The sequence below is a fragment of the Psychrobacter sp. G genome, from assembly GCF_000418305.1.
GTDB lineage: Bacteria > Pseudomonadota > Gammaproteobacteria > Pseudomonadales > Moraxellaceae > Psychrobacter > Psychrobacter cryohalolentis.
This window is the reverse complement of record NC_021661.1, coordinates 977,153-991,311: the sequence shown is the minus strand read 5'-3', so window position 1 is coordinate 991,311 and position 14,159 is coordinate 977,153. Positions and strand designations below refer to the sequence as shown.

10 protein-coding genes, 2 pseudogenes and 2 riboswitches are annotated in these 14,159 nt (G+C 43.2%); of the genes and pseudogenes, 8 read left to right on the top strand and 4 right to left on the bottom strand.

Annotation, left to right across the window (positions count from 1 at the left end; all coding sequences use genetic code 11):
* Window positions 1-11 precede the first annotated feature (11 nt).
* The 3 genes and pseudogenes from PSYCG_RS04275 to PSYCG_RS13535 all read left to right on the top strand — a co-directional run.
* Window positions 12-842, top strand: coding sequence for a phosphodiester glycosidase family protein (locus tag PSYCG_RS04275; protein ID WP_020443093.1), 831 nt, complete (start codon window positions 12-14; stop codon window positions 840-842).
* A gap of 597 nt (window positions 843-1,439) precedes the next feature.
* Window positions 1,440-1,910 (top strand): annotated as a pseudogene (locus tag PSYCG_RS13740) (hypothetical protein); the annotation flags it as partial.
* A gap of 90 nt (window positions 1,911-2,000) precedes the next feature.
* Window positions 2,001-2,180: pseudogene (locus PSYCG_RS13535) on the top strand (glycine zipper domain-containing protein); the annotation flags it as partial.
* A 789-nt stretch (window positions 2,181-2,969) separates the two neighbouring features.
* Here PSYCG_RS13535 and PSYCG_RS04265 read toward each other — a convergent pair.
* The 4 genes from PSYCG_RS04265 to PSYCG_RS04250 form a co-directional block, all read right to left on the bottom strand.
* Complete coding sequence (locus PSYCG_RS04265) at window positions 2,970-4,193, bottom strand: vWA domain-containing protein (RefSeq protein ID WP_020443091.1); 1,224 nt, start codon at window positions 4,191-4,193, stop codon at window positions 2,970-2,972.
* A gap of 132 nt (window positions 4,194-4,325) precedes the next feature.
* Entirely contained in the window at window positions 4,326-5,138 is an 813-nt protein-coding gene (locus PSYCG_RS04260) for an AAA family ATPase (protein WP_051130941.1), read from the bottom strand.
* Between the two features lie 326 nt (window positions 5,139-5,464).
* Entirely contained in the window at window positions 5,465-6,052 is a 588-nt protein-coding gene (locus tag PSYCG_RS04255) for a hypothetical protein (RefSeq protein ID WP_020443089.1), read from the bottom strand.
* A gap of 230 nt (window positions 6,053-6,282) precedes the next feature.
* Complete coding sequence (locus PSYCG_RS04250) at window positions 6,283-6,606, bottom strand: YcgL domain-containing protein (RefSeq protein ID WP_020443088.1); 324 nt, start codon at window positions 6,604-6,606, stop codon at window positions 6,283-6,285.
* Window positions 6,607-6,989: 383 nt separating this feature from the next.
* Window positions 6,990-7,127, top strand: a riboswitch (glycine riboswitch).
* Window positions 7,128-7,183: 56 nt separating this feature from the next.
* Window positions 7,184-7,322: riboswitch (glycine riboswitch) on the top strand.
* Between the two features lie 169 nt (window positions 7,323-7,491).
* On the opposite strand from PSYCG_RS04250, the gene gcvT reads away from it, so the two are divergent.
* The 5 genes from gcvT (at window position 7,492) to PSYCG_RS04225 (ending at window position 14,156) form a co-directional block, all read left to right on the top strand.
* A complete protein-coding gene (gene gcvT, locus PSYCG_RS04245) occupies window positions 7,492-8,664 on the top strand; it encodes a glycine cleavage system aminomethyltransferase GcvT (protein ID WP_020443087.1) in 1,173 nt (390 codons plus the stop codon).
* A gap of 66 nt (window positions 8,665-8,730) precedes the next feature.
* Complete coding sequence (gcvH, locus tag PSYCG_RS04240) at window positions 8,731-9,111, top strand: glycine cleavage system protein GcvH (RefSeq protein ID WP_011280078.1); 381 nt, start codon at window positions 8,731-8,733, stop codon at window positions 9,109-9,111.
* Between the two features lie 349 nt (window positions 9,112-9,460).
* Entirely contained in the window at window positions 9,461-10,219 is a 759-nt protein-coding gene (locus PSYCG_RS04235) for a nitroreductase family protein (protein ID WP_020443086.1), read from the top strand.
* 63 nt (window positions 10,220-10,282) lie between these two features.
* Window positions 10,283-13,180, top strand: a complete 2,898-nt coding sequence (gene gcvP, locus PSYCG_RS04230; protein WP_020443085.1) for an aminomethyl-transferring glycine dehydrogenase — start codon at window positions 10,283-10,285, stop codon at window positions 13,178-13,180.
* A gap of 298 nt (window positions 13,181-13,478) precedes the next feature.
* A complete protein-coding gene (locus PSYCG_RS04225; RefSeq protein ID WP_020443084.1) occupies window positions 13,479-14,156 on the top strand; it encodes an esterase/lipase family protein in 678 nt (225 codons plus the stop codon).
* Window positions 14,157-14,159 lie beyond the last annotated feature (3 nt).

Genomic DNA, 14,159 nt, shown 5'->3' with positions numbered 1-14,159 from the left:
ATAGATGATTGATGCCAAACACTGTTTTCAAAAAACTTCTTCATGTACTGCCAATGATGCTTATGGCGCTTATGACTGTTGGTATAAGTGCTTGCCAACCAACTGATAGCAATCAGACGGACACTGCTTCTACTGATTGGTCATGTCAATCACACAACACACCGTTTGCTTATAGCTCTTGTCATATTCAGTCTGATTTGTTGACAGATAAGCGCTATTCATTAGCATTATTTTGGCAACAATCTGACAGTCGACAACCGCTACTGACTTTTGATAATCTCTTGAGCAGCCTGCCCCCATCGCAATCTTTGAAGTTTGCCATGAATGCGGGCATGTACAATGAAAATTACGCACCCATTGGCTATACCGTCATCAAATCTGAAGAGATACGTGCATTAAACCTGAAAGAAGGCGGCGGCAATTTTCACCTCTTGCCCAATGGCGTACTGTGGTGGGATAAGTCTGGCAAGGTACAAATTACTGAAAGTAATGCCTTAGCTGAGCAACTAAAAAACGGCACTGCACAGCCATTGTATGCTACCCAATCAGGTCCTATGCTGGTCATTAATGATGCTATCCATCCGCAGTTTGACCCTGATGGCACCTCAGCTAAAATTCGCAACGGTATAGGCGTGTGTAGCGATGGCAGTCTACAATTTGTCAATAGCGAAGCACCCGTGACCTTTTATCAGTTTGCCGCACTATTTAAAAACCAATTGAAGTGTCCGAATGCTTTATTTTTAGATGGCGGTATTGCATCCGCTTTATACGCACCCACGATAGATAAGCATGACAAAAAAGAGATGGGCGTGATGATTGGACTGGTTGAGTTAGCACAATAGACCATAGTATGGTTACTTACACCCCACCAATTCATCATCAGTAATACCATGCCTACTGAGACTGCATCTTTTTAGACTCACTGAGCCACATTAAGTATTTTTTAATAAAAATGAAGGCACTATTATTCTTAATAATAGTGCCGTTTTTGTGCTTACTTAAACCTTCTCATAATATCAGTAATTGGAAATAACGATTCCAATAAGCTCGACTTACATCTTATTTACTTTTATGCGCTTTGATAATCATTGGTTAACAATAATGCTCATTATAGAAGTATCGTTTACATAGATGCTATACAGGTAGCAGCTATGTGCTACAGACTAGTCCAGCACCCTTAGGCTATATTACTTAGCAAGCAAGGCTTACTATATTTCTTAAGGGTAATGCCAATGCGAAGTATTAAAATAAGTATTAGAAATTTGAACAGCTACACAGTGATTGCTAGCAAGCTTCAATAGCTAGCTAACAATCACTGATTTAGAGGACAAGCTAAGATTGGATGTCAAAAATGACCTTTATTTTAATGTCATTTAGATTGCAGGCTACTTATATCATTCTTCATAACTTAACAATAATAGTAAAAAGGATAATAGCTCATGGATAATATCAATCGTACAGTAGTAGTCAATGACAACGCTGACCCCATTACAGGTGAGCCAGGCTCACATCCAATAGGTACAGCTCTTGGTGGTACAGGCGGTGCAGCAGCAGGCGCAGCTATTGGCGCTATCGGTGGTCCATTAGGCATGCTGATTGGTGGTGCTATTGGTGCTATCGTTGGCGGTGTCGCAGGTAGCTCGGTTGGTGAGATGCTAGACCCAACAGTAGAATATGAATACTGGCAAGAGACTCATACCACGCGTCCTTATTATCATGAAGATTATAATTATGATACCGATTATCATCCAGCCTATGCAGTAGGTTATGCCACCCGTGCGCATTATCCAAATGCGACGCGTTTCGAAGAAGTTGAAGCTGAGCTTGAACAGCGCTGGTATGAGGTAAAAGGCGACTCACGCATGACCTGGCTACAAGCAAAAGACATGGTACGTGATGGTTGGGATAAGACCCATGCCCGTATGAATGGTGAAAACTATGAGCCAAAAGAGTACGTCCATTATGCAGGTCATAGAGAGCCTATTGAGCCGATCCATCATGGTGAAGATAAGCCGCACCCAGTAGCGACTGGTACTGGCGCGCTTAGTGGCGCAGCAGCAGGTGCAGCCGTAGGCACAGCAGTTGGAGGTCCAGTTGGCACCTTAGTAGGCGGTGCTGTTGGGGCAATCGCCGGTAGCAAAGTTGGACATGAAGCAGGCGAGATGGTCAATCCTACCGATAGCTTAGAAGCTCATGAGAAGCCGCATCCTATTGCTAGTGGTACTGGTGCACTGGGCGGTGCTGCAGCAGGCGCTGCTGTAGGTACGGCAGTTGGTGGTCCAGTCGGTACAGTAATCGGCGGCTTAGCAGGCGCAGTTGCTGGTGGTGCTGGTGGTCAAGAAGTTGGTGAAGCCGTTAATCCTACTGATCAAAATGAAGTACAACGAGAAGCCAATCCTGTTAGTAGTGGTACAGGTATGGTCGGCGGTGCAGCAGCAGGCGCAGCTATCGGTGCAGTAGGTGGTCCAGTAGGTTCAGTCGTAGGCGGTGCCGTTGGTGCAGTCGTCGGTGCAACAGCTGGTAACGCCGTTGCCAATGCCTTTGAAGGCAATATGGAAGAAGACACTTATTGGCGTACTCAGCATGCAACGACTGATTACTATAACCCGCAATATGACTACGATACTGATTATCGTAATGCCTATGGTTATGGTTATGCGCAGCGCAAGCAGTATGGTAACGATCAAACGTTTGAGCTGGTAGAGCAAGATTTGCAGAGAGATTGGTTAAATTCACGTGGCAACTCACGCTTAGAATGGTCAGATGCTAGATTTGCCGTACGTGATGCGTGGAATCGTCCTATTATTTAATTATTAATGATGAGGCAATGACTGCTTATCGTAGACAATTAGAATGTTATGAAAAAACAGCTTCTATTAAATAATAGAAGCTGTTTCTTTATTCTGATTTATATCATCTAAAAACTGACTGCAAAGCTAACATTCAATTACTCTAAAGCTAATATAATATTACCGTGCCATATAATTGGTCATATCTTCCACGCCATGTAACGTCATCGGATACATTTTATTATCAAACAGTTTTTTAATCTCAACGATGGTTTGGGTATATTGCCAATAGGTTGGAGTCTCAGGATTGAGCCAAGCAACTTTATCAAAGTGTGCAAGCACCCTCTTTAACCAGATGATGCCTGCTTCATTATTCATATATTCAACGCTACCGCCCACTGTCATGAGCTCATAAGGTGACATCGATGCATCACCCACGAAAATAACACGATACTCTCGCCCATACTTATTAAGCAATTCAAAGGTTGGCATCGGTGCGCTATGGCGACGGTTATTGTCCTTCCAAACATAATCATATAGACAGTTATGAAAGTAAAAAAACTCTAAGGTTTTAAATTCATTTTTCGCCGCAGAAAACAGTTTTTCAAGCGCCTCGACATGAACATCCATACTGCCACCTACGTCGAACAACATCAGTACTTTGACACGGTTACGGCGCTCTGCTTGCATATGTATATCGAGCATACCTTTTTTTGCGGTACGTTTAATCGTCTCATGAATATCCAGCTCATCAGCACTGCCCGTCCGTGCAAACTGGCGCAGATTGCGTAGCGCCATCTGAATTTGGCGCGTGCCCAACTGACTGTCATCATCAAGATTGCGATATTTGCGCTGCTCCCAAACTTTGGCAGCGCTACGTTTGCGTGACTCACCGCCGACACGCACGCCCTCAGGATGGTCACCATAAGCGCCAAACGGTGAGGTGCCACCAGTACCGACCCATTTACTACCACCTTGATGACGCTCTTTTTGCTCTTTTAACCGCTCTTCCAACGCCTTCATCAGCTCTTCAAGTGAACCGTATTTTTTCAGTAGGCGTCTTTGCTCTTCCGTTAGATTTTTGGGGTCGAGCTTTAGATCCAGCCATTCTTTGGGCACGTCCGTTAGCTTGGCCAACAGCTCATCCATGTCTAAACTATCGACGCCTTCGAAATAATCCGCCATGGCACGATCAAACTTATCAAAATGGCGCTCGTCTTTGACCATGCACAATCGAATCAGACGATACATGTCTTCACGACTGGCAAAAGTAGTCAATGCTGGATCTTCAGGGTGCGGCTGCATCATCAGCCCTTGCTCTAACGCAGCATTTAAATCGAGCAGCTCGCGCGTACTGACTGGAACGCCGTAAGTACGCAAGGTGTAAAATAGTTTGATAAACATAAGAGTCGTATCACTTATTGGCTGATATTATTATCTGGTGATATTGCTGATATCATTAATTGATACAGTCATAGGCTAAGCGCTGGCATTGACTTTGATATCTGATGTTAAAATCAATACAAGCTACAAATATTAACGACGCATCATATTAGCAAAACGCTGCAACAAACTCACATCGGCTTCGTTTTTCAGTAACGCACCATATAGTGGCGGAATAGACTTTTCACCGCGCAAGTTTTCTTCTAACTCTGCTTGTGCCATATCATCCGCCAATAATAGCGTCAACCAATCGACCAACTCAGACGTTGATGGCGGCTTTTTGAGTCCTTGAACGTTACGTAATTTATAAAAGATATCAAGCGCATCATTGACCAGTTTTTCTTGAATATTAGGAAAATGCACCTCAACAATTTGGCGCATGGTTTCTTCTTCAGGGAAATCAATATAGTGGAAGAAGCAACGACGCAAAAACGCATCTGGTAACTCTTTTTCATTGTTTGAGGTGATAATAACCACGGGACGCTGCGCTGCTGTGATGGTTTCGCCCGTCTCATAAACATAAAAAGACATCTTATCAAGCTCATGCAACAAGTCATTTGGGAACTCAATATCTGCTTTATCAATTTCATCAATCAATAATACACTACGCTCATTGCTGGTAAAGGCATCCCACAATTTACCCGGCTTGATATAATTGCCAATCTCATAGACTTTATCGTCACCCATTTGCGAATCACGCAGACGCGATACCGCATCATACTCGTACAAACCCTGCTCTGCCTTAGTCGTCGACTTGATATGCCACGTAATCAGTGGCATACCTAAACTTTCAGCAACCTCTTCTGCTAGTAAAGTCTTGCCTGTACCCGGCTCACCTTTGATAAGTAGCGGTTTTTGTAGCGTCATTGCCGCATTGACTGCCAATTGCAAATCATCAGTAGCGATATAGCTTTGCGTACCCGTAAATTTGGTTTTTTATCGGTCATAATACAATCTCATTTATTGTTATCGTTAAAAGGTTTTAAGAGCGTTAATAAATTGTCATTTAGATTAGCACAGCCTTATTGATTGCCAAAATACTCATGCGTTCGCAGATATTTCTCGTATAAAAAAAGACACGCATGGTGTCTTTTATAATCATTAGAAAAATGCAGGAATCAGGAATCAGGAATCAGGAATCAGGAATCAGGAATCAGGAATCAGGAATCAACACTGTCAACTAGAAAGGAAATACTTTAAAAGGTTATAGCGTTAAAGCAATCGCATTCAGACTAATCATTATTTTTAGATACAGGCGTATCCTTTTTTAGATTAATTGCTGGATCAATATCTTTAACTGCCACCACTTCATCAGATTCTGTCGCCAAATAATTGCCAGAAGCTAGCTGCATACTTGCTTGCTTGTCCTGTGCGGTACGACTGCGAGCTTTATCTAAGCTTGATTCAAAGGCGCCGCGAATAAGCTGCCAAACAAAACCAACAAATAAACCAACAAATAATACCACCATGATGGGCAGCATATTGGCAATCGCCCCAGTCGTGTCCTTCATCATAATCGCATAGACCACGCTGATGCTGGCAGGTGCAATCACACTTGGGTCACCCAGTGCTGTACCTGGTGCTAACAATACAGCAAACAGTATCATCCAACTCATGCCGCCTAATGGACGTGGTAATATGCGCGCGACCAGTAGCCAAAGTACTAACACGATAATGACGCCACCAAGATAAGCATACATTGGTAAATCTGCTACCGGTACGTCTTTTACCATCTGCCCCCACCAAATAGCAATCTCACCGAGAATATCGCTGATGGCTTCTAGTGGTAAGCTGTGTAAGATATTTTTTAACCAGTCCATGCGTGTTTTATTACCTGCGTTCGTAAATAGTGCGGGATAGTGATTATATTAATAAACTGCTAGTTTATCATGACTATTCACCAAAATGCATGACACTATAGATTTTGATATTTCGACATTTCATCTGTATCTATCCACTCTGTTCAAAAAAGCCAGCTAAAAAATTAGACTTGATAAGACGAGCTGTAAAATATCGACGTAAACCTTGTTAAAATGTACTTTTATAACTATTACGTATTATAAATACTGTCTTGAGATTCACGGGCACGCAATTCTGCTTGGCGGCGCATGACATCTTGTGGTGGTAATTGTACAAAATACCCCTGCGACGCTAGCTTTTCTAGCACTTCTTCTTTGTCCACTCTAGCAAGTGTAGGCGTTGTAGCCAAATCCAGATGCATGACAAACTTGCTACGACCTAAGCCTGCACGAAAGTCTTTGGGTAACACACCCAGCCAATCTTTGATTTCATCCGTATCATTCGGATAATCAGGACGGGCAATATAGATATACATATCATCATGTTTAAGGAATTTATAAATATCGCAATGCATAAAAACAACCTATCAGAAACTATCGTCATAGATTAGCATATTTCAAGCCATTATCAGTAGTGACTTTACGTTCAGATAAGGTAAAGCATCCCAAATACTATCGCAACTTAGCTTAAGAGAAAGTAAGGAGCATCTTCATATGAGCACTCTGTATCCCTTGTACCGTCAGGCATGATGCTCATAGATAAATTTTATACTTTTAAATTTTTATAACAAATGCTTCAGCTTTATTTTTTATTGACGCTATGTAATTTTACAGAAACACATGTACTCTATTTTGCTGTCGTTCGGTGTATTGTCCGTATAAAAAAGCATGTTTGCTAAAATTATTCACTATAATTTATATGATGGGTTGTAAAAAAGCTGTGAACCTTTCATAATAAAAGCGTTTTTCAGGAGAGAGTCTTTAGCCTAATGTTAGTAATGCTCATATTAACGAGTTTGTACTGACAGCCGCTACATGACCACCGAAGGCGCATCCACCCTGCTAATCGCTCAGGTAAAAGGACTGAAAAACACATGTCATAACGGTTTATTTGCATCACGCTGATTGGCGTATTGCTCTTTAAACCTTAGGCATAACAAATCTGGAGAGCGGTAAGGACGGACGACGTCTTACCCACCGAAGGGGAGAAAACGCGACATCATTGCTCTGTTGAAGAATTACGATGATGGATCGTGTTGAAAATCTCAGGTCACAGGACAGATAGGGCTTCCCTCTAAACTGACGTTAAGCGTTTGTTTGGCGGATAGTTTTATCTTATTTCTGTACTACCCTTGGTTGCAATGCTTGTACCCTGCAATATTGCTTCTCGCTACTATGATCATGTACATCAGCCCTAATACTTTTACTAAGTATAGCTAATGTCCACATAAGGATTTGTTATGACCGATACTCAAAATACTAACAGCCAAGCTCCTCAACGCACACCCCTTTATCAGTCTCATGTCGAGAGTGATGGCAAACTGGTGGATTTTTCTGGTTGGGAATTGCCAATCCATTATGGCTCACAAATCGAAGAGCACGAAGCGGTGCGTACTGATGCTGGTATGTTTGATGTCTCACATATGGTCGTCGCTGATGTCACAGGTGCTGACAGCAAAGCATGGCTACAAAAGCTACTGGCTAATGATGTCGATAAACTCAAAACCGTCGGTAAAGCGCTATATTCTGGCATGCTCAACGAGCAAGGTGGCGTCATCGATGACTTAATCGTTTACCTGATGAACGAAAACGCTACTGAATACCGTATCGTCTCAAACGCTGCTACTCGCGATAAAGACATGGCGCAATTTGACAAAGTCGCTGAAGGTTTTGACATCAGCATCACTGAGCGTCCAGAGCTTGCCATGATTGCCGTGCAAGGACCAAACGCCGTTGAAAAACTGGCGCAAACCAAACCTAGCTGGGCAGATACCTTAGCTGGTCTTAAGCCTTTCGTTGGTGCTGATTTAACAGACATCGAAGGCACAGATTGGTTCGTCGCTCGTACGGGCTACACCGGTGAAGATGGCGTCGAAGTCATTATGCATGGCGATGATGCGCCGGCGTTCTTTGAGCAATTAAAAGCCAATGGTATAAAGCCTGCCGGTCTTGGCGCTCGTGATACTTTGCGTATGGAAGCTGGCATGAACCTCTATGGTCATGATATGAATGAAGATGTTAGCCCTTATGAGTGCAACATGGGCTGGACACTGGCGCTAAAAGACGATCGTGACTTTATTGGTCGCGATGCTATGGTCAGCAAACGCAAACAGTCAAAAGATGACAATACTGCTATGAAGCAAGTGGGCTTATTAATGACTAGCCGTGGCGTATTACGTGAAGGTATGGAAGTGACCATTAATCAAGGCACTGATAAAGAGCAAAAAGGTATCATTACTAGTGGTACTTTCTCTCCTAGCCTCAAAAATTCTATCGCTATCGCCCGTGTTCCTGCTACCCTAGCAGAAGATGACAATGTGCAAATTGATCTGCGCGGTAAAGGTAAGTTCGTCGATGTACGCGTGCTTAAACTACCGTTTGTCCGTAATGGCAAGCAGCAGTTTGACTCGTAGGCAACAGAAAATTTATTATTAGCTTTCTTTTTTATTAATTAACCTCTATCACCTAGGAGAGAAACCATGAGTAATATCCCAGCAGAACTAAAATACATCGCCAGCCACGAGTGGTTACGCTTAGAAGACGACGGTACTATCACGGTTGGTATCACTGATCATGCTCAAGACCTATTGGGTGACGTAGTATTTGTTGAATTGCCAGATGTTGGTGACATCATCGCTGTTGATGACGAAATCTCTGTTGTTGAATCAGTAAAAGCAGCTTCTGACGTTTACGCGCCTATTTCAGGTGAAGTGGTTGCTATCAATGAAGCCTTAGAAGATGATCCAGAAATCATCAACTCTGATCCATATGGTGAAGGTTGGTTCTTCAGAATGAAGCCTGACAATATCGCTGACTATGAAGCACTGCTAACCGCTGATGAGTACGAAAACGAGCTGTAATATCAGTCTTACGCTCTATTAAAGGCAGCATTTAACTTTAGTATTGCTGCTTTTAATATTTTTATTGATAAGACAGTCTTTGATAAGATTGTCATTTATAAAATGTTTACTGATTAAAAGAAGCAACTCGACAGATACTGGCAAGCGCTGGTATCTGTGTGCTTTACTTTTAAGACAATAATGGCAAGACCGTGTTTTCAATGCAGTATTTTCAAGACAATCAGCACTCAATTTATGACGCCCAACTGCTATCTGATTTATTCATATTAATCACTCGTCAGACATTATTGAAGATATGCAATCGATAATGCCTGAAGCTGATTACTCATTCCTCAACATGGATCCTACTATGAATTCTAATACTGGCAATAAAGACAGTCTTGCGACGCCTAGTCACACCCCGCAGCTGCAAGCATTTTGTGAGGTGGTAGAGTCGCGCCGTTCGGTACGCCGATTTACAGATGCGCCGATACCTGACGATGTATTAGCAGACTGCCTGCGTTTGGCGATGCTTGCCCCAAACTCAAGCAATCTTCAGCCATGGGAATTTTATGTTATTGATGATGCTGGTAAGCGTAAGCGCGCGGTCAAAAACTGTATGAATCAAAACGCAGCAAAAACCTCAGCACGTTTAATCGCTGTCGTTGCTCGTACTGACGTTTGGCATGACCATGCAAAGCAAATATTGCGTGAATACCCTGATATGCCGGTGCCAAAAAAAGTCAAAGACTACTACAACAAAGTCGTTGCGTTAGATTTTTTGCGTGGACCTGCTAACGTGGTATCAGTAGCCAAATGGAGCGCCATTCAAGTAGTCAGACGTATAAAGGGTCCTATAAAATCGCCTTATTATACCTTTGAAGATACCAAAAATTGGGCAACCAATAACACCGCATTAGCGGCTGGAAACCTGATGCTTGCCTTACGCGCGCATGGATTTGATAGCTGCCCGATGGGCGGTTTCGATGAGCCTGCTATGAAGCGCTTATTAAAACTGAGTGATAATCACCATATCGTTATGATGATTGGTGCTGGGGAGCGTGCTGATAATGGCGTTTACAATACCCAGTTCCGCTTTGAGCAAGACCAATTTGTACATTATGTATAACCTGCTACTACCCTATTTTTATTATAGCCATCTCCTTTATTCCTATATTTACCAAGGATCACCATGACTATCTCTCAAAACCCAACGCTTGATACGTTTGAAGGCTTGTTCAACGAAGCCGAATTTGTTTATCGTCATCTTGGCTCAAATGATGCCAAACAAGCTGACCTGCTTAGCGCTATTGGTTACAGCGACATGGCAACTTTTATCAATGATACCGTGCCTGAACCAGTACGTCTGCATAAAGAGTTAGATTTGCCAGTGGCGATGAGTGAGCACGCAGCGCTTGCCAAACTGCGTACCATGGCAGATGACATCACTGTTAATAAGAGCTATATCGGTCAAGGTTACTCACCTGTGCGTATGCCAGCAGTTATTCAGCGCAACGTCCTTGAAAATCCAGGTTGGTATACCGCTTACACGCCTTATCAGGCGGAAATCGCTCAAGGTCGCCTAGAAGCCTTGCTTAACTTCCAACAAGTTTGTATCGACCTGACTGGTCTTGAGCTTGCTGGCGCCTCACTGCTTGATGAAGCAACGGCTGCTGCTGAAGCGATGGCAATGTCAAAACGTGTCAGCAAAAGCAAGTCTATGCAGTTTTTCGTTGATGACCGCGTCTATCCGCAAACGCTAGACGTTATTAATACTCGCGCCAAATATTTTGGTTGGGAAGTGGTTGTTGGTGATTTTGAACTGGCTAAATCAGGCGACTATTTTGGTGCATTATTCCAATATGTCGGTGTTGAAGGCGATGTTAAAGACCTAACCGACGTTATCGCTGCCCTTAAGAAAAATAAAACTTATGTGAGCGTCGTCAGTGACATCATGAGTTTGGTGTTACTAAAATCACCAGCGGATATGGGCGCAGACGTGGCATTGGGTAGCACGCAGCGCTTTGGTATCCCAATGGGCTTTGGTGGTCCACATGCCGCCTACTTTGCGTTCTCTGATAAAGCCAAACGCTCAGCACCTGGTCGTATCATCGGCGTTTCAAAAGACTCACAAGGCAATACTGCCCTACGTATGGCGCTACAGACTCGTGAGCAACATATCCGCCGTGAAAAAGCCAACTCAAACATCTGTACCTCACAAGTACTATTGGCAAACCTAGCTGGTATGTATGCGGTTTATCATGGTCCAGGTGGTGTAAAGCGTATCGCTACTCGTATCCATGCATTTGCGACTGCCTTCGCTGACGTCATCAAAAACGCCAACGATAATAATTTAAATGTGGTCCATGATCAATTCTTTGATAGCGTTGTGGTTGATTGTGGCTCAGAAAAACTTGCTAGCCAAATCTTTCAAAATGCTGACAATGTTGGTTATAACTTATGGCGTCTTGGTGAGACCAAATTAAGCGTTGCGTTCAGTGAAACCAGCGATCAGAAAGACTTTAATGTCCTAACTCAGCTGTTCGTTACTAAAGCACATGATCTACCAGAAGACGCTCGTGTCTCTCTTGATGGTGCTCATTTGCGTACTGATGCTATCTTATCGCATCCAGTATTCAACTCGCATCATACCGAGCATGAAATGCTGCGTTATTTAAAATCGCTTGAAGACAAAGATTTGGCGATGAACCGCAGTATGATTTCACTTGGTAGCTGTACCATGAAATTGAATGCCACCAGTGAGATGCTACCGATCACTTGGCCTGAATTTGCCAATGTGCATCCTTTTGCACCGCGTGACCAAGTCACAGGCTATGTTGCCATGATTGATAGCTTGCAAGAGCAATTAAAAGCCATTACCGGCTTTGATGATGTCTCTATGCAGCCAAACTCTGGCGCTTCAGGTGAATATGCAGGCTTGCTAGCGATTCGCCGTTATCATGAATCACTTGGTGAGACTGACCGTGATGTTTGCTTGATCCCTATGTCAGCGCATGGTACTAACCCTGCGACTGCTATGATGATGGGCATGAAAGTGGTTGTGGTCAAAACTGACGACAATGGTAACGTTGATATCGATGACCTAACTGCCAAATCTGAAGAACATAGCACGCGTCTAGGTGCATTGATGATCACCTACCCATCGACGCATGGTGTGTTTGAAGAAGGTATCCGTAAAATCTGTGACCTCATCCATAAACATGGCGGTCAAGTTTATATGGATGGCGCTAATATGAATGCGCAGGTTGGCATGATGCAGCCAGCTGACGTTGGTGCTGATGTACTGCACATGAACTTGCACAAAACCTTCTGTATCCCACATGGTGGCGGTGGTCCAGGTATGGGTCCTATCGGTATGAAGGCGCATCTGGCGCCATTTATGGCCAACCATACTCTAAGTCCTGTACACAACGCGCAAAAAGACTGCTCAGCAGTATCAGCAGCTCCTTATGGTTCAGCAAGCATCTTACCTATTTCATGGATGTACATTGCCATGATGGGTCGTGATGGTTTATTAAAAGCGACCGAGCTTGCGCTACTGAATGCTAACTATGTTGCCGCTGAATTAAAAGACCATTACCCTGTGCTATATACGGGCAAAAATGGTCGCGTTGCTCACGAATGTATCATCGATATTCGTCCTTTAAAAGAAGAGACGGGCATCAGTGAAAGCGATATCGCGAAACGCTTGATGGATTATGGTTTCCACTCACCAACCATGAGTTTCCCAGTAGCGGGCACCTTGATGATTGAGCCGACAGAATCCGAGTCGAAAGAAGAGCTTGATCGCTTTATCAGTGCCCTAAAATCTATCAAAGCGGAAGCGCTGAAAGCCAAAGCGGGCGAAGACAACTGGACGTTAGAGAACAATCCGTTGGTCAATGCACCGCATACGGCTGCCATGGTAATTGATGGCGAATGGACTTATCCATACAGTCGTGAGACAGCTGCATTCCCGCTGCCTTATATCCGCAACAATAAGTTTTGGCCAAGTGTGGCTCGTGTCGATGACGCTTATGGTGACAAGAACCTCATGTGTTCTTGCCCAAGTATCGAAAACTATATGTAATCTCAGTTTTATGTAGTCCTAGTTTTTGATACTTTATAAAAGATAAAAATAAACCTCCAAGTCAGCATCTGATTTGGAGGTTTTTATTTTGCTGACAATATAGTCAGGGAAAAATAATATCGATACATCAAGTACTGCTGATATTCATTTTTCTTGCTTGCTGTGCCTGCGCAGACAGAGGCTGCAAAAAATTTATACCAGCAGTACTGTAGCGTTTTTGAGATATTTTAACTATATTAAGCGCTATAATAAAATGGCTATCAATCTATTCACATCATTCACTTGGTTAGAATTAACTATGCAGAAAAACAATCTTGTCATTCTTATTCATGGACTGCATCACGCGCCATTTATTATGCGCCCATTGTCCAAACGCTTGCAAGTACAAGGGTTTAATACCCATCAATTTGGCTATCGTAGTATGCGAGATGGTATTCAAACCAATACTCATCGGCTTAACAAATGGCTTGAAGAAAATCATGATCCTGATGAGCCTATAGATTTGGTCGGTCATAGTTTGGGCGGTTTGATTATTCGTGATTTTGTCACTCAGTATCCCAAGTGGCAGATTGGACGTTGCGTGACCCTTGGAACACCGCATATGGGCAGTATTTGTGCGGATTATATTTGGCGGCTGAGCCCTGCTATCGTTGGGCAATCGTACATCGATGCATTAGATGGCACCGTTGCGCCATTACCTGAGCATATCACCCTTGGCGTGATTGCTGGGAGTCGTCCATACGGTTTGGGTCAGATATTTTTGCAATATCATAATCGTAAATTACGCCGAACAGACAACCCGTTGCTTGATGAGCATCTTGTACATGACGGCACCGTATATCTAAAAGAAACTAAGCTTGATGCGGCTACTGACCATTTAATCCTGCCTGTATCGCATACCGGTATGTTAATTGATAATAACGTCGCCAATCAGACAATCTATTTTTTACAGTATGGTCAATTTGAACGCAGGTAAGTG